Raw genomic sequence first — 24,335 nt, forward strand, 5'->3', positions numbered from 1 at the left:
ACAGTGAAATTGAGATTCTGGAAAGTTCTGCTCAGCTTACTTGCCGGTGGAACCGGTGCATTTGCCAGTGTGCCGGTGCGAAACTGGTGGGGCGAGGAGCTGACTGTTGAGCCATCAGGCATATTCCTTTATCCTTCAAAACTGACGGGTTACCGCGGAGCAGCAGTCTTTGCCGGACTGGGCAGCAGCATGCTGAGCGAGGAGCGGACCCGGCTGGTATACGACCAGTTTGAGAATACGATCGGCGAGGCGGCGTATGCAGATAACATCAGCTGGTCGCTGTATTTCGGACCTTTTGCCGGTGTTTATCGCTGGAGGGGATTCGGTTTCGGTGCCGGGCTGGCACAGATCCGGGATTTCAGCTATCAGTACCTGAAGGAATATCTGGACGATTTTTATGTGAAAATCGGTGAGGACCGGGTTGAGCAGTCAGGCGGCATCTGGAACGGAGTGCTTGCGGTCGGATACAGTCCGGTTTCGTGGCTTGAGATCGGTGCCGGAGGAAGATATCTTTATGGTCAGCGCAGACTGGAACAGGTGCACATCCGGGTACCGGAGACCTCAGTGGTCAGCTTGAAAAACAGCATCAGGGGTGCGGGCTGGCAGGCAGGTGCGGGGTTTGTTTCCCGCGCCGGCTGGAGGGTGGATGCGTGTTACCAGTCAGGTGTCCGGTTTGGCAGCGAGGATTCAGATGCACTCAGGAAACTACCCTGGTGTGCCGGTATCGCTGCGGAATTGAATGTCCCGGGTGCGCTGCCAGCAAGAATGCTTGCGGAGGCAAAGCTGTCCGGCTGGTCTGAAGTGGATTCCGGTTTCCGGAATGTGCTGAGCGTGCGGGCGGGGATTGAGCATCGGCTGCTCAATCGGGTGCGGATGAGCTACGGGTTCGGTGTCGACCCGCTCTTTTCCAATTCCGCGGTGCACCGGCTTCTGGGGCGGTTCGGGCTTGGATTTGATGTCAGCCGGCTGCGGCTGGATTTTAATCTTCAGGCGAGCCGGGAGGAACTTGATGCCGGAGATTTTGCCCTGCCGGTGGAACCGGCAGACATACGGGTTTATCAGGACCGAATCTGTCTGATGCTTAATTTCCGTTATGATATTTAGGGGCAGATGGGAAGAAAACAGGTGAAGTTCCGCCGTTTCGGGCTGTTCGTCAGTCTGCTGCTGGTCACCGCTGCGGCAGATGCTGAAATTCAGCATCTGATTATTGTCCATACCAATGATATCCATGGGGCCCTGCTGCCGGCTGAGGCTTACTGGCTGGATAACAACTTTCCGCCCCCGCTGGCTAACGCCGCAGGAGCGGTGACGGTAATTCGGGAGTTGCGGGATTCAGCGGTTCGGCACGGATACGGATTTCTGCTGCTGGATGGTGGTGATATCTTCAAGGGAACGCCGGTAGGGGATTTCACCCGCGGCCAGGCGGTCATCGACTTTTTCCGGCAGGCAGGGTATGATGCGGTTGCGCCTGGCAATCACGATTTTGATTTCGGCTGGCAGGTGCTGAAGGAGCTGGCTGATTCCTCCCGGATTCCTTGGATCGCAACCAATGTCCGGGTACCGGATGGCGACAGTCCGCCCGGTTATCTGAAGCGGAGCTGCATTTTTGAACGGGGCGGTATCAAGATTGGCATCCTGGGGTTTTTGACCAAGTATCTTTACGGTATGGTGAACGAGTCGCTGACGGGCGGGCTTAATATTCTCCCTTATTATGATATTGCCCGGGAAGAGGTGACGAAACTGCGGGAAGCCGGGGCTGAGATCGTCATTGCACTCAATCATATCGGTTACACCCACGATCAGCGGTTTGCCGATTCAGTATCCGGGGTGGATGTGATTATCGGTGCGCACAGCCATACCGGTGTTGAGCCGCCTTACGAGAGTCCGAAGAACCATGTCATCATCCAGCAGGCGTATTCAAAACTGAGTTCAATCGGGGTGCTGGATATCCGTTTTGACACCAGAAGTCGACGCATTGTCGGTTATGAGGGCAGGTTGATTGATCTGCTCGCCGATGAGGTGCCCATGGATTCTATTTATTCCCGGCGGCTGGATTCAATCCGGCAGACTGCGGAGAAGGGGTTTGATGAGGTTCTGGGCTATTCACGGCGTGAGCTGACCCGGGGCGGATTTACCGAAACACCGATGGGGAATCTGATTACCGATGCCATGCGGGAGCGCTTCGGCACGGAAATTGCGGTGCACAATTCCGCCGGTATCCGGGCAAACATCCCTGCCGGTCCGGTGACCTATCGCCACATTTATCAGGTGGATGTTTTCGGGAATACCGTGGTTACCGGCAGGTATACCGGCAGACAGATCAGGGAGATTCTGGAGGTGTCGGTAAACGGACATCATGCAATCTTTCAGGTTTCAGGGGTGAAAATGAGATACTCGCTGAAGCGGCCGATCGGGGAAAGAGTATTGTGGGTGGAAGTTAATGGTGCCCCGCTTGACTCGAACCGGATTTATACTCTGGCAACCAATTCCTATCTGGCGTCCGGGACCGGTGAATACCACATCTTTGCTGAGGGCGCTGATCTGGAGGACAGCTTTCTCCCGTTGCGCGATGTGCTGGCGGACTACATCCGGCGTCATTCTCCGGTGGATGCCAGGATTGAGGGCAGAATTGTGCTGATTGACCAATGAAAATCTGGCAGTTGAAACCGGCGGACGAAAGGCAGATTCAGAGTGTGGCTGAGGGGTGTGGTATTTCCCGGGAGTTTGCCCGGATGCTGGTTGTGCGCGGGGTTACGACCGGAGACGATGTTCGCATCTGGCTGCACCCGCGCCTCTCCGACCTCCATCCCAGCGAGCTCCTGCCGGATTTCGAGCCGGCAGTGAACCGGATTCAGCAGGCGATTGCACACCGGGAGCGGATTCTGGTCTGGGGGCATGATGACCTGGACGGGATTACTGCGGTTCTGGTCATGGTGAAGGTGCTGAGCAGTCTGCAGGCGGATGTTGATTATCATATTCCGGTAAAGGGCAGAGATAAGCATGGGCTTGATGCCCGGCTGGTGGCAGGTCTGCCGGCAGAAAAGAAACCGGGGCTGATCATCACGGTTGACTGCGGAATTTCCAATCACAGCGATATTGCCGGGCTGAGACAGCAGGGGGTGGAGGTAATTGTCACGGATCATCATGAGGTGGTCATGCCTTTACCGCCAGCGCTGGCGGTGGTTGATCCGAAGCGCAGTGACAGCGAATATCCCTACAGACAGCTGACCGGTGCCGGCGTGGCACTGAAGCTGATGATGGGGCTGGTGGCACACCGGCTCGGCTTGAGCGTTACTCAGTTTGTTTCCGCTCAGCCGGAGCTGCTGGAGCTGGTGACACTGGGGACAGTGGCGGACCGGGCGCCCCTGACCGGTGAAAACCGCATTCTGGTGAAACTGGGGTTTGACCGGCTGATGAAGACCAGGCTGCCGGCGCTGCGCGCGGTGCTGGACAACTTGAGAAACGGGAATGAACCGTTGACGGTATCAACATTTCTTACTGAGCTGCTGCCGCTGTTTGCCGCGGCGAACGGCAGTGAGGGGGTAAGAAAATTTCTTTCCCGGGATCTGGCAGAAGTGCAGGCGTGGGTGAAAGAATTGACAGTCCGCAGTCAGGAGTGGCGGCAGGAGGCGGAAAGGACATTTCAGCTGGCACAGGCGCATGTCCGGCTCGGTGACGGCATTCTGTTTGTTCAGCATCCGGAGCTGTCGCTCCGGGCGCTGGGGTTCAGTGCCGCACGATTGAAGGACCGGTATCAGGTGCCGGCAATTGTCATCGGCCGGCGGGATGATGTCTGGGTCGGCGAGTGCCGGGGTATTGAGGGTGTGGATCTGATGGAGCTTTTGCGTGCCCACCGCAACTTCTTTATTGATTTCGGCGGGCACAAGAAGGCAGCCGGATTTACCATCAGCCCGGACCGGGTGGATGAGTTCATCATTTCGGCGGAGCGGTTCGCCCACGAAAACTTTGCCGGCAGAATCATGCCGGAGAATCAGCTGACTGCAGATGCAGCCCTGCCCTTTTCCCGGTTCAATACCGAGATCTGCCGGCTGGCACCGTTTGGGGAGGGGAACCCGGAGCCGGTTCTGATTTCCGAGCCGGTCCGCCTGATTCTCCAAGATAAGGGCTTTGTGCCTGACACCCGCCCGGATTTGGTTCTCTTCTGCCGTCGGAGCGGTCTGGAGATTCAGCCGGAGATTTCCTATTCGGTCCTGTATTCCGTTGATGACCTGTGCCGGCTCTGGCTCATTGATCTCCAGCCCGTATAAATCCTGTGTCCCCGGCAAAAATTTCCATTACCCGCCGGAAATCGGCACGCGGCCATCTCTGGGTGTTCGCGGATGAAATTAAGAGAATTGAAGGGGAGCCGGGTAAAGGTGATCTGGTCCGGGTATATGAGCACGGCAGGCTGGTCGGTTCCGGGATGTTCAATCCCGATTCGCTGATCCGGGTCCGGCTTTACTCGTTCCGCGATGAGGAGCTGGATGAGGAGCTGCTGGTTCAGCGGCTGACGGCAGCGCATCGGCGGCGCCAGCAGAAACTGCCTCAGGAACAGGATTTCCGGCTGGTATTCGGAGAGAGTGATTTTCTGCCCGGACTGGTGATTGACAAATATGGCGATCACTTTGCGGTTCAGGTTTATGCTGCGGGGTTTGACCGCCGCATCGAAATGGTGGTCAGTGCGCTGTGCCGGCTGTTTCCGGCAAAGGCGATCTATGAGAAGGATGACATCAAGCTCCGGGAGCCCGAAGGACTGGAGCGCCGGGAACGGCTGCTATACGGTCAGCCGAATCCGGACCTCATCATCTCGGAGAATGGAGTCCGGTTTTATGTGGACATCGCCGGCGGGCAGAAGACCGGTTACTTCTTCGACCACCGGCTCACCCGCAGGAAGGTCCGGCGTCTGGCACGAAACCGCCGGGTGCTGGATGTGTTCTGCTACACCGGTTCCTTTGCAATTAATGCGGCACTGGGCGGGGCAACCGAGGTGATTGCGGTTGATATTTCGTCCGAAGCCTGCCGCTGGGCAGAGCGGAACGCCCGCCTGAACGGGGTTGAGGCGCGCTGCCGGTTTGTCACCGCCGATGCCTTTGAATACCTGCAGGAACTTCAGGCGTGCGGTGAGCGGTTTGACCTGATCAATCTTGACCCGCCCGCATTTATCAAGAGCCAGAAGCAGAAGGTGTCCGGGATCCGGGGCTATGAGAAGATCAACCGGCTGGCACTGGCACTACTGAAACCCGGCGGGATTCTGGTCTCTTCATCCTGTTCCCATTATCTGTTCTGGCAGGACCTGCTGGATGTGGTCAGCAATGCCGCCGCCGAACTTAACCGGCAGTTTGTTATCCTTGACCGTTCCACTCAGGGCCCGGACCATCCGGTTCTGCCGCAGATGCCCGAATCTGAATACCTGCGCTGTCTCATTGTTCAGGTGAATTAGACCTGAAATTTTACCTTTCTGCTGAAGATTGAGTCTGATATCACCAGAAGAGGATCCGGCAGGAAGACACGGGCGACCGGTGGCAGGACACTGCGGGGAGCCGGGCAGACAGCAGAACCGAAAACCGAGGGCGAGACAGGGGTTGAACTGGGATGCGGAGTTCGGCCTGAACTGAGGCTGGCGTCAGGCTTCTGAGCGAGCGTCGGGGCAGGACCTGCAGCCGGACCGGGGCTAGCCCCCGGCTACCCCCTCCGAAACAAATTCCGGGTATAACATTGTTTTAAGTGCCAGCCTGATAATTACTTAGAGACAGAAGTTAAACGATACATTAACAAGAAGTAGTTATGGAGGTGAAAGGGAAGGGGAGGTGTAAGCAAGAGGCTCGGTTTAACTGTCACCCGGGTGGTTTGTTTCCGGTTACGGTCCGGCAGTCATGCATCGGGTTAATTATTCCTTAAATTTTCTTGACTTGTAGTCTTGCTGATTTATCATATTTTCTTAGCATGAGTTCACAGGACAACTCCCAGCTTGTTTCCCAAATTGAAGAGTTGAGCGGTCAGCGTGTCAGTGAGTGTTACCAGTGCGGCTGCTGTACTGCGGGCTGTCCGGTTGGCGAGCTGATGGATCCGCCACCGAACCGGGCGATCCGGTTGCTGCAGCTCGGCCGGGCGCAGGAGCTTTTGGCAAGTGAAGGGATCTGGGTGTGTGCCAGCTGTCTTGTGTGCGGGAACCGCTGTCCGCGCAATGTGGATTATGCCAAAATTGCCGAGGCGTGCCGGGCACTGATTCTGCGGGCAAAGCGGAGCCAGGTTGATCCCGATGTGGTGAATGATCAGGACCTGCAGGATGTGCCGCAGCAGGCGTTTATCGCCAGTTTCCGGAAGTTTTCGGTATGAAGTATCCCTACTATCCGGGCTGTACCCTTTATTCCAAGGCGAGAAATCTGGACCGGTGCGGCCGGCTCGCAGCGGCGCGGGCAGGTTTTGAGCTTGAGGAGCTGCCTTCCTGGAACTGCTGTGGTGCAATTTACAATACCAATACTGATGATCTGGCAGCTCAGGTCGGACCGGTCCGGGTGCTGGCAAAGGCAAGTCAGCAGGGCAGACGGCTGGTGACCCTTTGTGCCGCCTGTTACAATGTGCTGAAGCGGGCGAATGAGCGTCTGCATGCCACCGGTTTTGAGCAGGACCGGCAGCGGATTCTGGAGTTTGTTGATGAGCCATTTGAACAGGATGTTGAGGTTGTGCATTACCTTGAGGTGCTCAAGGAGCTGGGCTGGGATGCTTTAAGAGCGCGGGTGGTGCGTTCCCTGAACGGTCTGAAGGTGGCATCCTATTACGGCTGTCTGATGGTGCGGCCCAGGGAGGTGCTGAAGTTTGATGATCCGGAGAATCCGGTGGTGATGGATCAGCTGATTGCGGCGCTGGGCGGAGAGCCGGTGCGGTTTGATTTCAAGGCGGAGTGCTGTGGCGGGTATCTGGTGGTGAACCGGCGTCCGGTTGCCGATGCCTGCTCCCTGCGGGTGGTGGAGAACGCCCGGACCTGGGGGGCAGAGGCGCTCGTGACCACCTGTCCGCTCTGTCAGTACAATCTGGAAACCGCCCAGCTGCGCCGGGAAACAGTACTGACACCGGTTTTTTATTTCACTCAGCTGCTCGGCTTGGCGCTGGGGCTGGAGCCACCGGAGCTGGGTTTTGAGGATAACAGGTCGGACCCGGTGCCGTTTCTGAAGGAGAAGGGGCTGTTGTGAAGCGCCGGATCGGGGTTTTTGTCTGTCACTGCGGGATCAATATTGCGGGGGTGGTCAGGGTGCCGGAGCTGGTCGAGCGGGCAAAAAATATTCCCGGCGTGGTGACGGCGCTGGATTATGTCTACTGCTGTTCGGATCCGGGGCAGCGGTTGATCCGGGAGACAATTGAGCGGGAACGGCTGGAGGGGATTGTGGTCGCCTGCTGTTCCCCCAATCTTCATGAGACCACCTTCCGCAAGGCGGCGGCTGAGGCCGGTCTCAACCCCTATCTCTGTGAGATCGCCAATATCCGGGAGCAGTGCTCCTGGGTGACTTCTGACCGGGATGCTGCCACGGACAAGGCGGAGGGAATTGTCCGGACAATGGTGGCGAAGGTGAGTCATGATCAGCCGCTCGTGCGGCTCGGTGTGCCGATTGTCAAGCGGGCGCTGGTGGTCGGAGCAGGCATTGCCGGCATCCAGGCAGCGCTGGACATCGCCAACGCCGGTTATGAGGTGGTGCTGGTGGAGAAGGAGCCGTCAATCGGCGGACATATGGCGCAGCTTTCTGAGACCTTTCCGACGCTCGACTGCTCCCAGTGCATTCTGACCCCGAAGACGGTGGAGGCGGGCCGTCATCCGAAAATCCGGCTTCTGACCTATTCCGAGGTTGCCGAGGTCTCCGGATTTGTCGGCAACTTCCGGGTGAAGATCCGGCAGAAGCCGCGCTATGTTGACCTTGACGCCTGCACCGGCTGCGGTATCTGTCTCGAGAAGTGTCCGGTGCGGGTGGAGTCGGCGTTTGACCGGAATCTGACCCGGCGCCGGGCGATCTACCGGCTCTTTCCGCAGGCGGTGCCGAACAAGGTGGTGATTGATGCGGAAAACTGCCGGCAGCTCCAAGGTAAGAAGTGCGGAGTATGTGCCAAGGTCTGTCCGGCGCAGGCGATCCGGTATGATGACCAGGAGCGGATTGTCGAGGAGGAGGTGGGAGCGATCGTGCTTGCCACCGGCTATGAGCTTTTTGACAGCCGCCGGCTGGGTGCCTACGGGCTGGGGGTGGTGCCGGATGTAATTGACAGCCTCGCCTTTGAGCGCATCCTTTCTGCCTCCGGACCTTTTGCCGGTGAGGTGCGCCGGCCTTCGGATGGCAGAGTGCCGAAGCGGGTGGTTTTTGTCCAGTGTGCCGGTTCCCGGGATTCAAACCAGGGTGTGCCCTACTGTTCGAAGATCTGCTGTATGTACACCGCCAAGCATGCCCTGCTTTACCGGCACCGGGTCCATGATGGTGAGGCGATTGTCTGCTATATTGATGTCCGGACCCCGGGCAAGGGTTTTGAGGAGTTTTACCGCCGGGCAACGGATGAGGGGGTCCAGTATCTCCGGGGCAAGGTGTCCAAGATCTTCCGGCGCGGCGACCGGGTGGTGGTCTGGGCAGCCGATACCCTGGCAGGCAAGAAGCTGGAAATTGAGGCGGATATGGTGGTGCTGGCAAGTGCGGTCGTGCCCAATCCTGAGGGCGTGGCGCTGGCACGCAGGCTGAAAATTCCGGTAGACAGCTGGGGGTTTCTGTCTGAAGCCCATCCGAAGCTCCGGCCGGTGGAGACGCTGACCGCCGGCTTCTTCCTCTGCGGCTGCGGTCAGGGACCGAAGGACATTCCGGAGACGGTGGCGCAGGCGTCAGGTGCTGCTGCCAAGGTGCTGGCGATGTTCGGGCAGAGTGAGCTGTATCATGAGCCGGTGACCGCAGTGGTGGATGAGGAGATCTGTGTCGGGTGCGGGAACTGTGAGCGGACCTGTGCCTATGAGGCGGTCAAGGTTGACCGGCAGCTGGGCAGGGCGGTGGTGCAGGCGGTGATGTGTGAAGGGTGCGGTGCCTGTTCGGTTGCCTGCCCGGCTGGCGCAATCAACCTGAAGAACTTCACCAAACAGGCGCTGACTGAAATGGTGGATGTATGAGCGGTAATGGTGATCAGAGACCGATGACCGGTGCGGCGCTGGTGGTCGGCGCGGGAATTGCCGGCATTCAGACAGCCCTTGAGCTGGCTGAGTCCGGTTTCAAGGTCTATCTTGCCGACTCCTCACCGGCGATCGGCGGGGTGATGGCGATGCTGGACAAGACCTTCCCGACCAATGACTGCTCAATGTGCATTCTGGCACCGAAGCTGGTGGGTACGGGCCGGCATCCGAATATTGAGCTTTTGAACTGCGCTGAGCTTCTGGAGCTCCGGGGCGAGCCGGGCAACTTTACCGCCCGCATCCGGCAGCGGCCGCGGTATGTGCTTCTGGACAAGTGCACCGGCTGTCTGGACTGCACCAAGGTTTGTCCGGTCCGGGTTCCCGATGAATACAACCAGCGGCTTTCGGAAAGGGGTGCGATTTATAAACGTTTTGCCCAGGCGATTCCCAATGCGGTGGCGATTGACAAGGGTGAGCGCCGGGCACCCTGCCGGCTTGCCTGTCCGGCCGGGGTTAATGCCCAAGCTTATATTGCGCTGACCCGCGCCCGCAAGTTCAAGGAGGGGTATCTCAAGGTCCGGGAAAGGCTGCCGTTTGTTGGCATCTGTGGCCGGGTGTGCCATCACCCGTGTGAACAGGAGTGTAACCGGCAGCAGGTTGATGGTGAGCCGCCGGTGGCGATCAGGACGATCAAGCGGTTTCTTGCCGACTATGCGGCGGCTCAGGGCGGTGTGCCCTATCCCGCACCGGCAGCGGAGCGGGAGGAGCGGATTGCGGTCATCGGTGCCGGACCGGCAGGACTGACCTGCGCGCTGGATCTACGGCTTAAGGGTTATCAGGTCACCGTTTTTGAGGCTGCGGACCAGCCCGGTGGTATGATGCGCTGGGGAATTCCTGCCTACCGTCTGCCGCGGAATGTGCTCGATCAGGAGATTAAGGATATCCTTGATACTGGAATTGAGCTGAAGCTGAATACACCGGTCAGAACAACCGCGGAACTGCAGGAGTTACGCAATCAGGGCTACCGGGCGGTTTTCGTTGCCCTTGGTGCCCAGCGCAGCCGGACGCTGAACATTCCGGGTATGGAGCTTGAGGGGGTTTTGCACGGAATTGAGTTTCTGCGCCAGGTTAACCGGGGTGAGGTGCCGGCGGTGGGCAGACGGGTGGTGGTTATCGGCGGTGGTAATGTCGCAGTCGATGTGGCGATGTGTGCCCGGCGCGCCGGTGCTGAGGAAGTAACGATGGTATGTCTGGAGCAGCGGGAGGAGATGCCGGCGCACGAATGGGAGATTGAGGAGGCGCTGGCTGAGGGCATCAAGATCATGCCGGGCTGGGGTCCGGCAGCGATCCGGGGAGAAAACGGCAGCGTCAAGGGTCTGGAAACGGTAGAATGCGTCCGGGTGTTTGATGAACAGCGCCGGTTCAATCCGGCGTTCAACCCGGAGCATACCGGATTTGTGTCCGCAGATACGGTAATTCTGGCAATCGGACAGCAGGTGGCGGCTGAAGGGTTTGAAGGTATTGAACGGGGAGCGGGAGGAACATTCAGGGTTGATCCGGTGACGCTGGAGGTCAGCGGGCTGGAAGGTGTTTTTGCCGGTGGCGATCTGGTGAGCGGACCGGCATCAGTAATTGAGGCAGTCCAGGCAGGGCATGAGGCGGCGATTTCTATTGACCGTTTTATCCGGGGGGAGGATCTGCGTGCAGGCAGACCGGAGCCGAAGCCGGAGAAGGCAGGGCTTGAGGATTCTGCCGGATATCGGACCGGAATCAGAAAACAGCCCCGGACCGGGGAACCGGTTCTGCCGCCTGGTGAACGCAGTGGTGAGCAGGAGATTAACCTTGGTTTCTCTGAGGAACAGGCGGTCCTTGAGGCACAGCGGTGTCTGGACTGCGGAGTGTGCTGCGAGTGTCTGCAGTGTGTTGCCGCCTGTGAAGCGGGGGCAATTGATCACCTCCAGCAGGTGCAGGAACGGGAGCTGCAGATCGGGGCGGTGATTCTTGCCGGCGGGTTCACCGAGCACAAGCCGGTTGCTGATGTCAGTCTGGGATATGGCCGGCACCCGAACATTATCACCAGTCTGGAGTTTGAGCGGATCCTTTCCGCCACCGGTCCTTATGAGGGACATGTGCGCCGGCCTGGAGACCGGACTCAGCCGAAAAAGATTGCCTGGGTGCAGTGTGTCGGCTCAAGAAATCAGGAGCATTATTACTGTTCTTCGGTCTGCTGCATGTTCGCAACCAAGGAGGCGGTGATTGCCAAGGAGCACTGCCTCGGTGATCTGGAGTGCCATATCTACTACATGGACATGCGCTGCTTCGGCAAGGGGTTTGAGCGCTATTACGAACGGGCGGAGAAGGAGTACGGGGTGGTCTTCCGCCGGTCAAGGGTGAGTGCCATCCGTGCTGTGCCCGATTCCGGTGATCTGATTATCTCCTATGAGGATGATCAGGGTCAGCTTCATGATGAGGTTTACAACCTGGTGGTGCTCTCCAGCGCGCTCGTGCCCAGCCCGGAGATGAAAAGCCTCTGCGAACGGCTCGGGGTCAAGACCGATGAACAGGGTTTTGTCCGGACCGAGACCTACTATCCGGTGGCGACGAGCCGGAGCGGGGTTTTTGCCTGCGGGGTGCTGACCGAGCCCAAGGACATTCCGGAAACGGTCACCGAGGCGACCGGCTGTGCCGGTGCGGTTGCCGGGCTGCTCAGTTCCGCCCGGAATACGCTGGTGAGCAAGAAGAGTTATCCCGCAGAGCGGGATGTCAGCCTGGAGGAGCCGAGAATCGGGGTTTTTGTCTGTAACTGCGGGATCAATATCGGCGGGGTGGTGCGGGTGCCAGAGGTGGTGGAGTATGCGCAGAATCTGCCTGGTGTGGTGCATGCGGAGGAAAATCTGTTTACCTGTTCGCAGGACACCCAGGAGAAGATCAAGCGGGTGATCCAGGAACAGCGGTTGAACCGGGTGGTGGTGGCATCCTGTACCCCCAGAACCCATGAACCGCTGTTTCAGGAGACGCTGGCAGAAGCCGGACTCAACCGGTATCTTTTCACGATGGCAAACATCCGGGATCAGTGTTCCTGGGTGCATATGCATCTGCCCGCTGAGGCAACTGCAAAGGCAAAGGAGCTGGTGCGGATGGCGGTTGCCAATGCCCGCCGACTCAAGCCGCTGGGCTCTTCCTCCCAGAAGGTCATTCAGCGGGCGCTGGTCATTGGCGGTGGTGTTGCCGGTATGACCGCGGCAATGTCAATTGCCGAGCAGGGGTTTGAGGTTTATCTGGTGGAACGGGAAAAGGAGCTGGGTGGTAATCTGCGCCGGTTACGCTACGATGAGGCCGGTAATCAGACCGCCGAGCTTGCGAGCCGGCTGGAGCGTCAGGTCCGTTCCCACCCCCGAATCCGGGTGCTGACCGGAGTCGAGATTACCGGGGTTAACGGTTACATCGGTAACTACCGGACAGCGGTGCGGCCGGTGGCAAGTTCTGATGCTGGTGAAGAAATTCTGGAGCACGGGGTCTATGTTGTGGCGGTAGGGGCAAATGAATATGTGCCCAGGGAGTATTTCTACCGCGAGGACGAGCGGGTCAAGACTCAGCTGGAGCTGGAGGCTTTGCTGGAGCAGGGGACTGATTTCAATTCGCAGACAGTTGTGATGATTCAGTGTGTCGGTTCCAGAAACAGCGAGCATCCCTGGTGTTCCCGGGTCTGCTGTACTGAGGCAGTCAAGAATGCGCTGGCGATCCGGCGGCGCTATCCGCAGTCGCGGGTTTACATCTTCTACCGGGATATGCGGACCTACGGTTTCCGGGAGGCGTTGTACCGTGAAGCTCGGCGTGCCGGCGTTGTTTTCATTCATTACGAGCCTGATGATCTGAAGGTGGAGAAGCGGGATGGCAGAATTGTTGTCTCCAGCTATGATCCGGTGCTGGCACAGCGGATTGCAGCTGCTGCTGACTGGCTGGTGCTTTCAACCGGAGTTGTGCCCGCACCGGTGAACTCCCAGCTGGCAAAGATGCTCAAGGTGCCGTTAAATGAGGATGGATTCTTCCTTGAAGCCCATATGAAGCTCCGGCCGGTGGACTTCAACACCGCCGGCATCTTCATGGCCGGAATGTGTCACAGTCCGCGTTTTATTTCCGAAACCATCGCTCAGGCGCTGGCAGCAGCGGCGCGTGCCGGTTCAGTGATCAGTCAGGACACTATTACCACATCGGCGGTGGTTGCCCGGGTTAATACCCGCTGGTGTGCGGGCTGCGGAATCTGTGAGCAGGTTTGCCAGTACGAGGCGGCACGGCTCAATCCCGAAACCGGGAAATCGGAGGTGACTCCTGTGCTCTGTCAGGGCTGCGGGGCGTGTGCAGCTGCCTGTCCATCAAATGCAATTGAACTTCAGGGGTTTGAATCAAAGCAGCTGCTGGCAATGATTGAGGAGGCGCTGTGAAAGGCAAATATTGGTGCGCGGCAGGAGGTGACAGATGAGCTTTGAACCCAAGATCGTCGGTTTTCTCTGTAACTGGTGCACCTATGCGGGTGCGGATCTGGCAGGAACTTCACGGCTCCAGTATCCGCCGAATATGCGGCCGATCCGGGTGATGTGTTCCGGGGCAGTGGACTCGGTTTACATCCTCCGGGCACTGCTGGAAGGGGCAGATGGGGTCTTCATCGGCGGTTGTCATCCGGGTGACTGCCACTATGTTTCCGGTAACTACAAGACCAGGCGCCGGATGGTGCTGTTCAATTCAATCATGCGGGCACTCGGGCTGGATGAGGGGCGGGTGCTGTTGCGCTGGATATCTGCTGCTGAGGGCAAGAAATTTGCTGATACGGTAACGGAGATGACCGAGCGGTTGCGTCAGCTCGGTCCCAGTCCGTTCCGGAAGCTGTGGGAGGTGTGATTTGGGCAAGATCGGTCTGCTGCCAGTAAAAGACAACCGTCCGGTTCAGACGCTGCGTGAACTTTTTGTCCGCTGGCTGGAATCGGGTCATGTGTCTGCCCTGCTGGTGCCGGCGGTTTCCCCGGCCGGGGTGGTGGCGCCGGTGCTCTGGTCTGATCCGGAAAAAGCATTACAGATTTATCCGCTTTTGCCGGTGATGGGAATTAACAGTGCTGGTGTGGTGGCAGAGATTGCCGCGGATAAGGCGGAAGGCAGCCGGCTGGGAGTGGTATTAAGACCCTGTGAGATGCGGGCGGTGGTGGAGCTGATTAAGCTTCAGCAGATTGCCCGGGACAATCTGGTTCTGATCGGCGTGGACTGTGCAGGAACATACAAGCCGACCACCTTGGGATCTGAGCTTAAAAATGATGCGGGGGAACTTGAGAACTGGATTACCGGGTTTCTGACCGCTCAGGACCGGTATCTGAAGGATGAGCGGTTACGCCGTGCCTGCCAGCTGTGTGAATTTCCAGTTCCGCTCGTTTATGATGTGGCGCTCGGCTTTCTCGGGGTCAATCCGAAGGAGCAGCTGCTGATTCAGTCTGCCAGTGAGCTGGGAGATATGCTGCTGACCGAAGTGAACATTTCGCCAGTCGCAGCAGTGCCGGCAGAGAGGCAAACGTATCTCGACCATTTCATTTCCAAGCGTCAGGAGCAGGCAGTCCGGGCGATTGCCGATTTTGACCGGGCTGCTCTTGGTCCGGAAAATCTGGTGCGCTATTTTGCCTCCTGCATCAACTGCCATAACTGCATGAAGGTGTGTCCGGTCTGTTACTGCCGGGAATGTTTCTTTGACTCGGAGGTTCTGAAGCGGGACCTGGATGGTTATATCCGGGTGTCCCGGCGTAAGGGGCTGAACCGGATGCCGGCAGACACACTGCTGTTTCATCTGACCAGAATGAACCACATGATGACCTCCTGTGTCCAGTGTGGCATCTGTGAGGATTCCTGTCCAGCCGGGATCGGTTTAAGCGTCATGTTCAAGAAGGTTTCCCGGGAGGCGCAGGCAGCATTTGAATATCTATCCGGTCGCTCGCTTGAGGAGCCGTTGCCGCTGACCACCTTCCGTGAGGATGAGTTCCGGCAGATCGGGGAGGATTAGTCATGGCAGAACTGCTCCTGAACGAACTGGATGCCAGTTTCAAGCACCGGATTGCAGAACGGATGGGCGATGACAGTTTTCTCAACTGTTTTGCCTGCGGTTCCTGCACCGCTTCCTGTCCGGTGCGCCGGCTGGAGGAGAAATACAATCCCCGCCGGCTGATCAGGATGGCGATTCTGGGAATGAAGGAGGAGGTTTACCGCTCGGAATTCCTCTGGCTCTGTTCCTATCACTCTACCTGCCATTATCGCTGTCCGCAGAAGGTGAATATCGGAGCAGTCTGCGATGCGGTGGTGCGGATCCGGCAGGAGCGGGACGAAAATCACTGGCCGGCAGGTCCTACCCGTGAATTTCGCCAGCGGGTGCTGCGGGAGGTTTCCGGCGTGAGCGCCTGTTTTGTCTGCGGAACCTGCACCGCGGTCTGTCCCGAAAGTTTTCTTGATCCTTCGCGGGATCCAAGAAAGTTCATCCGCAAGGTTAATCTCGGTCTGGCACAGGCGGCACTGGCCGATGAGTTCAAGGATATCTGCGCCACCCATTTACGGTGTGAGAGCCGCTGTCCGCAGGGGGTGAAGATCAGCCGGGTGATGCAGGCACTGCGCGAGCTGGCGCTGGAAGACGGTTTTTCCTGTCCAGAATCGTTAAACTTTCTGAAAAATCAGACAGATGACTGAGCCGAAATTTTCGGACCGGGTGTTAGTTATCGGTGGCGGGATCGGCGGTGTTCAGGCAGCGCTTGATCTCGCCGATACCGGCAGAAAGGTTTACTTGGTGGAAAGTGCGCCGGCGATTGGTGGCTATATGGCGATGCTGGATAAAACTTTTCCCACTAACGACTGTTCGATGTGCATTCTCAGCCCGAAGCTGGTCAGTTGTGCCCGGCATCCGAATGTGGAACTGATGACACTGAGCCGGCTCGTGGCACTCAGCGGTGAGCCGGGCAGGTTTCGGATACGGATACTTCGCCATGCCCGCTCGGTGGACCTTTCCCGGTGCACCGGCTGTGGTGACTGTCTGGAGAAGTGTCCGGTCAAAGTACCGAATGAGTTTGAGGGCGGTCTGGCACAACGCCGAGCAATCTACCGGCTCTATGCCCAGGCGGTACCCAATGCACCGGTGATTGACCGCCGCTTCTGTCTCAAATTCACCAAGGACCGCTGTGGCAACTGTGCCCGGGTGTGCAAGGCCGGGGCGATTGATTACCGCCAGCAGGATGAGGAGATTGAACTGGAAGTCGGTGCGGTGATCAATGCAAGCGGCAGTGTGATTGCTGATCCGCAACTCCGGCAGGAGTTCGGACACCGGCGCCTCGCCAATGTAGTTACCGCACTGGAGTTTGAGCGTATTCTTTCCGCCTCAGGTCCTTATTCCGGGCATGTCCTCCGTCCTGGTGATGGTAAGGAGCCGAAACGCATCGCCTGGGTTCAGTGTTTCGGTTCCAGGGATGAGTCAATTGATCACGGTTACTGTTCGTCGGTCTGCTGCATGTATGCGGTCAAGGAGGCGGTGATCGCCCGCGAGCACAATCCGGCGATTGAACCGACGGTTTTCTATATGGACATCCGGGCTTACGGCAAGGAGTTTGACCGCTATATTGAACGGGCACAGAAGCAGTACGGGGTGAGGTTCGTCCAGGCGCGGGTGGCGGAAATTCTTGAGCAGAAGGAGAGCGGGAGTCTGATTGTCCGCTACGCTGATACCGGGGGTCAGCGTTCTGAGCTGTTTGATCTGGTAGTGCTGTCCTGCGGGCTCAGTGCCCGGGAGTTTGCTGGTATGACGGTAGAAAGGGATAGTGCCGGATTTCCTGTGACCAGGTTGACCGAGCCGGTCAGTAGTTCCAGCGCCGGGGTATTTCTGGCCGGCAGCTGTGCGGCGCCGGTGGCGATCCCCGAGACGGTGATGGCAGCATCAGCAGCAGCGCTGAAGGCGATGACGCTGACCGTTCCGGCGGCGAAAGCCGTATCTGAAGAGCAGAGTGGTTTTGAACTTGATGTTGCCGGTGCTCCACCCCGAATCGGTGTTTTTGTCTGCAACTGCGGGATTAATATCGGCGGGGTGGTGCGGGTGCCGGAGGTGGTGGAGTATGCTCGGACACTGCCCGGAGTGGTTTATGCCGAAGAAAATCTCTATTCCTGTTCGGCGGATACGCTGGAGAAGCTCAAGCAGAGGGTCAGGGAGTATAACCTGAACCGGGTGGTGGTGGCATCCTGTTCCCCCCGGACGCACGAACCGCTGTTCCAGCAGACACTGGCTGAAGCAGGATTGAATCCGCATCTGTTTGCGATGGCAAACATCCGGGACCAGTGTTCTTGGGTGCATCCGGACCGGGATAGGGCAACAGAAAAGGCAAAGGATCTGGTCAAGATGGCGGTCGCCAGAGTACGCCGGCAGCTACCGCTCAAACCGGTGAAACTGCCGGTTACTAGGGCGGCACTGGTCGTCGGCGGCGGTATCAGTGGTATGGCGGCAGCGCTGGCGCTTGCTGACACCGGGGTTGATGTTTGTTTGGTGGAACGGGAGCCGGTTCTTGGGGGCATGGCAAGAAGAATTTACGAGACCATTGAAGGCGAGGACGTCCAACGGCTTCTGGCAGAAATGGAGGAACGAGTGAGGTCGCATCCCCGGATCCGGATTTTTACCGGAGCGGAAATCAGGCGCGTCAATGGCTTTGTTGGTTCATTTGAAACTACGGTTGCAGTTGCGGGCAGAGAGGAGATAGTGCGTCACGGGGTTGTGATTGTTGCCACCGGTGCTCAATACCGTCAGCCTGACGAATATCTTTATGGACAGGATCCGAGAATCCGGACCCAGCAGGAGCTGGAGGAGATTATTGCCCGCCAGCCTGAGGAGCTGAAGCGATTGGATAAGGTCGTGATGATTCAGTGTGTTGGTTCGCGGGAGGGGAAACATAACTATTGTTCCCGGGTGTGCTGTACGGAGGCGGTCAAGAATGCGCTGGCAATCAAGCGCATTAATCCGGATTGCGATATATACATTCTTTACCGGGATATCCGTACTTACGGTATACTGGAGCGGTATTACCGCCAGGCACGGGAGGCAGGGGTGATATTTGTCCGCTATGAGGAGACGGATAAACCTCGGGTGAAAGTGTCTGACGGAAAACTGCAGGTTGAGCTGCTCGAACCCGTACTGAAGATGCCCCTGACACTGCAACCGGATTGGTTGATTCTTTCCAGTGGAGTAACGCCTTATTCTGATGCCTCAATACTGGGACAGTTGCTGAAGGTACCGTTGCAGCAGGACGGATTTTTCCTTGAGGCGCATGCCAAGCTCCGGCCCGTGGATTTTGCCACTGATGGGGTATTTGTTGCCGGAATGTGCCATTATCCCAAGTTCATCCCCGAGGCGGTGGCATCGGCACAGGCGGCTGCCGGCAGGGCGGCAACCGTTCTCGCCCGGGAGTATATTGAGGCTGAACCCTATCAGGCGGTGGTTAATCCGGAGCGCTGCTCTGCCTGCGGGATGTGTGAAAAACTGTGTGCCTATCGGGCAATTGAAGTGCAGGTGATTGATGAGCGTTCCGGCAGGCGGGCAGCAGTTGTCAATCAGGCGATGTGCAAGGGCTGTGGTGCCTGTGCCGCCAATTGCCGGTCGGCGGCAATTGATATCCGGGGTTTTGTTGCCGAAAACATCAGTCGCGAGCTTGCCGCACTTTTTGCTGAAGATTAACAGACGACACTATTAGGGGACAGGATGAATTCTGATTCTCTCCCTTACCGACTTCTCGACCATACAGCGGATTTAAAAGTGGAAATATACGGGCAGGAGTTGAAGGAACTGTTTTGCAACGCTGCCTTCATGATTTTTGATGTCATGCTGGATTTGAAACAGGTGCGTGAACAGGGGAACTATGAAATATCGCTGCAATCGGCAGACCTGCCTGAACTCTTTCTGGACTGGCTCCGCGAACTGCTTTTCCTTTTTTCAACCCGCAGTTTTGTCACCAGACGGGTTGAAATTTCGGCATTGCAGAGCGAACCTGCGCTGCTGAAAGCAGTAGTCTACGGCGAAAGTTATGACCCGGACCGGCACGGATTGAAAATTGAGATTAAAACGCCTACCTATCATCAGTATCAGATTGAACGGATGCAGGAGGGCTATCGGGCAACCGTAATCTTTGATGTATAGCTATTAGCCGCCGGGCTTTAAAGGCGAGATTTCCCTTAACCGTTTTACAACCCGTTCCATCACCTCAACCGCGTAATCAATTTCCACTTCGGTATTTTCCTCTCCCAGTGAGAAGCGGATGACGGAATTTCGATAGATTTCCGGTACACCGATCGCCTTGACGGTCGGGGAGGGTTCAGGTTCACCGGAAGAACAGGCAGAACCGGAGGCAACGGCAATGCCCTCCAGATCCAGATTCATCAGCAGTGCCTCTCCTTCCACATATGCGACGCTGAAATGGCTGGTGTTGGGTAATCTTTTCTCCGGATGACCATTAAGTCGCACTTCAGAAATCCGTTCCAGAATGCCCTTTTCCAGCCGGTCCCGCAGCTGCCGGATACGGGCGACATTCTGTTGCCATTCCTCTTTAAGAATTTCACATGCCTTGCCGATACCGATGATGCCGATGACATTTTCGGTGCCGGCGCGCAGACCCCGCTGATGATGGCCGCCGTGAATCAGGGGTACAATCGGAGTTCCAGAACGGATGAAGAGCACGCCGATTCCCTTAGGGGCATGAATTTTATGACCTGATATGGTCATCAGATCAACTCCCAGATTCTGGACATCAATTTCGATCTTGCCGGCGGCAGAGACCGCATCGGTATGTACTAATACCTCATGTTCATGACAAATTCGGACAATTTCCTTTAGCGGTTCAATTGTGCCGATCTCGTTATTGGCAAGCATTACACTGACAAGCACGGTCTGGGGAGTGATTGCCTTGCGTACCGCTTCCGGGTCGACGATACCATAAGCATCTACTGGCAGGTAGGTGACCTGCCAGCCCATTTCCGCAAGATAGTGGGTACTTCCCAGTACAGAGGCGTGTTCAATCGGACTGGTGATAATGTGTCGTCCCTTTTTCAGCATCAGTGCGGCAGCGACACCCTTGATTGCCCAGTTATTGGCTTCAGTGCCGCCACTGGTAAAGAATATTTCTGCTGGCTTGGCGTTGATAAATGCCGCGACCTGCTCCCGGGCTCTTTCAATCCCTTCAGCGCATTCCCGGCCGAATGAGTGCAGGTTCGAGGGATTGCCGAAAATATCAGTCAGGTAAGGTGCAATTGCTTCCCTGACCCGCGGATCGATCGGGGTGGTTGAGTTGTTGTCCAGATAGACACGCATTTTCATTTTTTTGCTCCTTCTTTTTTCTCGATTTTAATCCTCCGATGAATTCATAAAGTAGGATCAGGATTACGCCGGTTACTACAAAGGCATCCGCCAGATTAAATGTAAACCAGCGGAATCCGAGTGAACGGATTTCAAAGTCAATGAAATCGATGACATGACCCAGCCGTACCCGGTCCACGAGATTACCCAACGCACCGCCCAGAATAATGCCATAGGCACAGCCGAGATAGGTGCTACGGGTCTTTAATGCCAGCAGCAGTACCAATATAATCCCGGTGAGCTGCAACAGGTAATGGAGCCAGACCGCGCCGAATGATATCCCGAATACCCCGAAGGGGTTGGTATTATAGGAAATTTTAAGCAGATCACCTATTATCCGGATTGAAACGGGTGCTGCCGGCCTGTTGAAAATCCCGTAGACAAGATTTTTTGTTATCTGGTCAGCAAACAAAGCCAGAATGCTGGTCCAGACAAAAGAACGACCCAGCACCGGTGTGCAGCGGACGGGTTCTGAATTGGACATCAGGATGTCTTTTCTGCGGCAGCAATAAGCTGGTCGAGCTGATCAGGGGGATAAACTCGGATATGATAGTGCTGGGCAAACTGTTGTGCTTCGGGGCTTAATGCGGTCCCGGCGATCAGAATAATATCCTGCGCACCGACATCATATGCCTTGGCATAAAGCTTTATTACTTCCTCGGCCGGTATTTCGGTCGCCCCGGCGGCAAATCCGATAACGACTTGGTGTTCCAGCGGACCGGATCGCTTGACCGCGAGAATGTCAATCAAATGTCTTGCTCCAGACCGGCCCGATACAGTAACCGCTTCCCGAACATCATACCCTTCCTGAGTTAGCAGGTTCTTTACCCGGCTCCGGGGTATCCTTTCCTCCTGTATCTTTTTCAACTGTTCAGGATTAACACAATATTTATAGAGCACAAGTTCGCGTACACCATTTTTTTCATACAGCTGACTGCATCCGCTGCAGTGCCAGCGTTCTACCGGGGACCGGGTTAATTCGCGGCAGTGAGGGCACCGGTACCGGTAACCCAGATCTTCATAATCACTGCCCAGCAGCAGCAATTCATCACGGCATTTCGGACAGACCCTCCGGTTATAGCGAAGAAAATCATCCGCCGGTCCGGAATAACCGCAAGTTCGATGTTTTAATACTCTGGTGCGAAGAATTTCCGGAGAGTGGCACTTGGGACAGAAAAAAACAAGCTTCAGCCGATCGGCATTACATCGTGGACAAAGAAATATTCTTTCCGCGAACTGGCGTTCCAAATATCCGAGCCGGGAGAGATCCTCGAGAAGCTGGACCGCAGCTTGAGCATCGATTTTCAGGTGTGATTCTACGAGTGGATAGCTGATGCCCTCAGGGGTATGAGGAGCAAAGACCGGTTCCAGCGATCGGTCCGGTTTTTCTGTCAGCAGTTCAAAAAGTTTCAGCAGGTTGCTGTCAGTTTCCATTCCGGAGCTCCTTGTGTGTTATTATAAACTTAATTTCACCTCAGTCAAATAAGTTTGCTCGATTGACAATTGCGATTTTGATGTTTAACTTTAAAACTGTGCAGAGTTTTATTGTACTCATCGCAATTCTGTTTGCTGTTGTTAGTGGGAAAGCTTTTCCCGGCTATCAATTAAAATTTGCTACCGTGGGAGATGAGGATATTTCCGGTAATAATCAGGTGGGAGAGACCGGAAGTGATTTGCCCCGCTGCTTGGCACTGCAGGTTTTAGACCGGGGGAAACCTGTTGTCCATATTCCGGTGCATTTTTCCATTTTAAGCGAACCGGTAGAAAACAGTTACCCGGGTAATTTCCGTGCCCGGCTTTCAGACACCGTTGTTTATACCGATCAGCTTGGTATCGCCCGGACGAGACTGAGACTGGGAAGTAATACTGGTGAATATCTGATTAAAGGAGAAACGGCGGGCAGTGAACTGGTGTTTGTGATCCGGGGGTTGAAACATCGCTGGTATCTCGGGACAATTCTGGAAATTATCGGCGGGACAGCAATTTTTCTCTTCGGTTTGTATTACGGTTCAAAAGGGTTAAGGCGACTGGCAGGTGATAGACTGCGGCAGGTCCTTTTTGCACTGATTCCCAACCGGCTACTCGGGGTCTTAGTGGGAATTATTGTCACCGCAATTTTCCAGTCCTCCAGCGCCACGGTCGGGCTTTTAATGTCGCTTGCCTCTTCCGGACTGATTACGGTGGGACAATCACTGGGGGTCATTCTGGGGGCTGATATCGGTACAACAATTACAATCCAGCTGCTTTCATTCCGGATATACGAATACGCCCTTTTTGCTGTGGCAGTCGGATTGCTTTTAATGAATTCAAGCTGGCGGCTGAAGGATATCGGTCAGGTAATTTTCGGATTCGGGCTGGTATTTTTTTCCATGAAGATGGTTCTGAGTGCAGTGGAACCGGTAAAGTATCTGCCCCAATTTCAGGCGTTTTTCCGTGCGGGCACTATGCATCCTTTCTACTCGTTCGTGCTGGCACTGGTTTTTACCGCACTCGTGCGTTCTTCGGCAGCGACGATCGGAATGACGGTCGGACTGTCTTTTTCGGGAATAATCGGGCTGGAAAGTGCAATTCCTTTGATCCTGGGGGCGAACGTTGGCAGCGGTTTAACAGCACTGGTTACAGCATGGAATACCAAGTCTGCAGGCAGACGGGTGGCGCTCGCCCAGCTCCTGTTTAAATTGATTACTACCCTGATGATTATTCCGGTAATCCCACCAGCCACAGTTTTTTTCTCCCGGACCTCGCCAATCACTGCCCGGCAGATTGCCAATGCCCATACACTGATCAACATAGCGGCAGCAGTGATTTTTCTTCCGTTACTTGGCATCATCGAGAAACTGCTGGAGGTGATTATTCCGGAGCAGGCGGATACTGAAGCGGGTCCACGGTATCTTGATACCGCAGCGCTTGATAGTCCGGAACTGGCACTGGCACAGGGGACCCGGGAAATACTGAGAATGGGAGAGATGGTGCAGAATATGCTGGAAAAGTCACTGCTCTTTTTCCTGGAGAATGATAAAGAAGGCTGTCGCTGGTTGGCATTGGAGGATGACCGGGTCGACCGGCTCGAAGAAGAGCTGATGGTTTTTTTATCAAAGATTCCTCCGGAATCACAGAATCCGGAGACATCAAAACGTACGCGGACACTGTTCTATATAACTGAGGAGCTGGAACATATTGCGGACATTGTTTCCAAAAACATGGTGGTATACATCAGAAAAAGGATAAACCACAACCTGGCTTTTTCTCCTGCTGGTCTGGAAGAGATCAAGAATTTTCACCAGCAAGTTCTGAAAAACCTGACAATGGCACTTGGCTGCATTGCCACCTGGGATGGAAAGATGGCACAGCAGTTAGCAGAAAAAAGGGTTTGGGGCATCGAGAGAAAACAGGAATTGCAAAACCGTCACCTTGAAAGGCTGGCACTCGGTTTAAAGGAAACTTTGGATACTTCCTCGATTCACCTGGATTTGATTTCGGATCTCGAAAGAATCAATTTCCACTGTAGCCAGATAGGTGCTGCAATAGCAAGTGTTGCAGAAGGCTAAAAAAAGAGCCCCGAAGAGTCGGGGCTCAGGTGCAGAGCTGCGACGCATCTCACCCCTTTCGCCGCTCCCTCAATTTACTAACTCCTAGATAAGCAAAAAATATGCCAAACAATGTCGCATGGCGTGTATTGCATAATTATTTTTAAATTAATAACTTATCATGCGTGGGCAAAGTTTTCGTCAGCAGCCACATATTTTTAATGCTTATAAAATCAGCATTACTGCCGCATTTTTCTGCGGTGTCTTGAATTTTTCGATTTTA

17 protein-coding genes are annotated in these 24,335 nt (G+C 56.0%); 14 read left to right on the forward strand and 3 right to left on the reverse strand.

The annotated features are described in order from the left end of the window. The first annotated feature begins 3 nt into the window (after positions 1–3). From ABIK48_01255 to ABIK48_01315, 13 genes are all read left to right on the forward strand, one after another. On the forward strand, positions 4–1,104 hold the full coding sequence (locus tag ABIK48_01255; protein ID MEO0020790.1) for a hypothetical protein: 1,101 nt from the start codon (positions 4–6) through the stop codon (positions 1,102–1,104). Between the two features lie 6 nt (positions 1,105–1,110). Further along, the gene (locus ABIK48_01260) at positions 1,111–2,649 is read left to right on the forward strand and encodes a bifunctional UDP-sugar hydrolase/5'-nucleotidase (protein ID MEO0020791.1); all 1,539 of its coding nucleotides are present in this window, start codon (positions 1,111–1,113) and stop codon (positions 2,647–2,649) included. Then, complete coding sequence (locus tag ABIK48_01265) at positions 2,646–4,268, forward strand: DHH family phosphoesterase (protein ID MEO0020792.1); 1,623 nt, start codon at positions 2,646–2,648, stop codon at positions 4,266–4,268. The genes ABIK48_01260 and ABIK48_01265 overlap by 4 nt, the downstream gene beginning before the upstream one ends. A gap of 5 nt (positions 4,269–4,273) precedes the next feature. Beyond that, complete coding sequence (locus tag ABIK48_01270; protein MEO0020793.1) at positions 4,274–5,440, forward strand: class I SAM-dependent rRNA methyltransferase; 1,167 nt, start codon at positions 4,274–4,276, stop codon at positions 5,438–5,440. A 503-nt stretch (positions 5,441–5,943) separates the two neighbouring features. Beyond that, the gene (locus tag ABIK48_01275) at positions 5,944–6,336 is read left to right on the forward strand and encodes a 4Fe-4S dicluster domain-containing protein (GenBank protein MEO0020794.1); all 393 of its coding nucleotides are present in this window, start codon (positions 5,944–5,946) and stop codon (positions 6,334–6,336) included. Next, the gene (locus ABIK48_01280) at positions 6,333–7,190 is read left to right on the forward strand and encodes a CoB--CoM heterodisulfide reductase iron-sulfur subunit B family protein (protein MEO0020795.1); all 858 of its coding nucleotides are present in this window, start codon (positions 6,333–6,335) and stop codon (positions 7,188–7,190) included. Before ABIK48_01275 ends, ABIK48_01280 begins: the two co-directional genes overlap by 4 nt. Further along, the gene (locus ABIK48_01285; GenBank protein ID MEO0020796.1) at positions 7,187–9,127 is read left to right on the forward strand and encodes a CoB--CoM heterodisulfide reductase iron-sulfur subunit A family protein; all 1,941 of its coding nucleotides are present in this window, start codon (positions 7,187–7,189) and stop codon (positions 9,125–9,127) included. Before ABIK48_01280 ends, ABIK48_01285 begins: the two co-directional genes overlap by 4 nt. Continuing rightward, positions 9,124–13,569 (forward strand): FAD-dependent oxidoreductase, encoded by a 4,446-nt coding sequence (locus ABIK48_01290; protein MEO0020797.1) that lies wholly within the window; start codon positions 9,124–9,126, stop codon positions 13,567–13,569. Before ABIK48_01285 ends, ABIK48_01290 begins: the two co-directional genes overlap by 4 nt. A gap of 34 nt (positions 13,570–13,603) precedes the next feature. Next, positions 13,604–14,023: a hydrogenase iron-sulfur subunit gene (locus ABIK48_01295; protein MEO0020798.1), complete on the forward strand. Its 420-nt coding sequence runs from the start codon at positions 13,604–13,606 to the stop codon at positions 14,021–14,023. 1 nt (position 14,024) lies between these two features. Beyond that, positions 14,025–15,164: a 4Fe-4S dicluster domain-containing protein gene (locus ABIK48_01300; GenBank protein ID MEO0020799.1), complete on the forward strand. Its 1,140-nt coding sequence runs from the start codon at positions 14,025–14,027 to the stop codon at positions 15,162–15,164. Positions 15,165–15,166: 2 nt separating this feature from the next. After that, complete coding sequence (locus ABIK48_01305) at positions 15,167–15,838, forward strand: 4Fe-4S dicluster domain-containing protein (protein ID MEO0020800.1); 672 nt, start codon at positions 15,167–15,169, stop codon at positions 15,836–15,838. Continuing rightward, positions 15,831–18,854, forward strand: coding sequence for an FAD-dependent oxidoreductase (locus ABIK48_01310; protein MEO0020801.1), 3,024 nt, complete (start codon positions 15,831–15,833; stop codon positions 18,852–18,854). Before ABIK48_01305 ends, ABIK48_01310 begins: the two co-directional genes overlap by 8 nt. A 24-nt stretch (positions 18,855–18,878) precedes the next feature. Next, complete coding sequence (locus ABIK48_01315; protein ID MEO0020802.1) at positions 18,879–19,313, forward strand: archease; 435 nt, start codon at positions 18,879–18,881, stop codon at positions 19,311–19,313. 3 nt (positions 19,314–19,316) lie between these two features. On the opposite strand, the gene ABIK48_01320 is transcribed toward ABIK48_01315, so the two are convergent. The 3 genes from ABIK48_01320 to ABIK48_01330 are packed head-to-tail and all read right to left on the reverse strand — an operon-like array spanning position 19,317 to position 21,959. After that, complete coding sequence (locus ABIK48_01320; GenBank protein ID MEO0020803.1) at positions 19,317–20,486, reverse strand: cysteine desulfurase family protein; 1,170 nt, start codon at positions 20,484–20,486, stop codon at positions 19,317–19,319. Further along, positions 20,401–21,009, reverse strand: coding sequence for a signal peptidase II (lspA, locus tag ABIK48_01325; protein MEO0020804.1), 609 nt, complete (start codon positions 21,007–21,009; stop codon positions 20,401–20,403). The genes ABIK48_01320 and lspA overlap by 86 nt, the downstream gene beginning before the upstream one ends. Continuing rightward, positions 21,009–21,959: a restriction endonuclease gene (locus ABIK48_01330; protein MEO0020805.1), complete on the reverse strand. Its 951-nt coding sequence runs from the start codon at positions 21,957–21,959 to the stop codon at positions 21,009–21,011. Before ABIK48_01330 ends, lspA begins: the two co-directional genes overlap by 1 nt. A gap of 98 nt (positions 21,960–22,057) precedes the next feature. Here ABIK48_01330 and ABIK48_01335 point away from each other — a divergent pair, with 98 nt between their 5' ends. Next, positions 22,058–24,073 (forward strand): Na/Pi cotransporter family protein, encoded by a 2,016-nt coding sequence (locus ABIK48_01335; GenBank protein MEO0020806.1) that lies wholly within the window; start codon positions 22,058–22,060, stop codon positions 24,071–24,073. The last annotated feature ends 262 nt before the right edge of the window (positions 24,074–24,335 follow it).

It is taken from the genome of candidate division WOR-3 bacterium, from assembly GCA_039801085.1.
GTDB lineage: Bacteria > Hydrothermota > Tepidihabitantia > Tepidihabitantales > Tepidihabitantaceae > JAOABP01.

Bases quoted from the DNA above. Each gene is read 5' to 3' on its own strand.
- ABIK48_01260 (MEO0020791.1), top strand. From the start codon at position 1,111: ATGGGAAGAAAACAGGTGAAGTTCCGCCGTTTCGGGCTGTTCGTCAGT.
- ABIK48_01265 (MEO0020792.1), top strand. From the start codon at position 2,646: ATGAAAATCTGGCAGTTGAAACCGGCGGACGAAAGGCAGATTCAGAGT.
- ABIK48_01275 (MEO0020794.1), top strand. From the start codon at position 5,944: ATGAGTTCACAGGACAACTCCCAGCTTGTTTCCCAAATTGAAGAGTTG.
- ABIK48_01280 (MEO0020795.1), top strand. From the start codon at position 6,333: ATGAAGTATCCCTACTATCCGGGCTGTACCCTTTATTCCAAGGCGAGA.
- ABIK48_01290 (MEO0020797.1), top strand. From the start codon at position 9,124: ATGAGCGGTAATGGTGATCAGAGACCGATGACCGGTGCGGCGCTGGTG.
- ABIK48_01295 (MEO0020798.1), top strand. From the start codon at position 13,604: ATGAGCTTTGAACCCAAGATCGTCGGTTTTCTCTGTAACTGGTGCACC.
- ABIK48_01305 (MEO0020800.1), top strand. From the start codon at position 15,167: ATGGCAGAACTGCTCCTGAACGAACTGGATGCCAGTTTCAAGCACCGG.
- ABIK48_01310 (MEO0020801.1), top strand. From the start codon at position 15,831: ATGACTGAGCCGAAATTTTCGGACCGGGTGTTAGTTATCGGTGGCGGG.
- ABIK48_01315 (MEO0020802.1), top strand. From the start codon at position 18,879: ATGAATTCTGATTCTCTCCCTTACCGACTTCTCGACCATACAGCGGAT.
- ABIK48_01320 (MEO0020803.1), bottom strand. From the start codon at position 20,486: ATGAAAATGCGTGTCTATCTGGACAACAACTCAACCACCCCGATCGAT.
- lspA (MEO0020804.1), bottom strand. From the start codon at position 21,009: ATGTCCAATTCAGAACCCGTCCGCTGCACACCGGTGCTGGGTCGTTCT.
- ABIK48_01330 (MEO0020805.1), bottom strand. From the start codon at position 21,959: ATGGAAACTGACAGCAACCTGCTGAAACTTTTTGAACTGCTGACAGAA.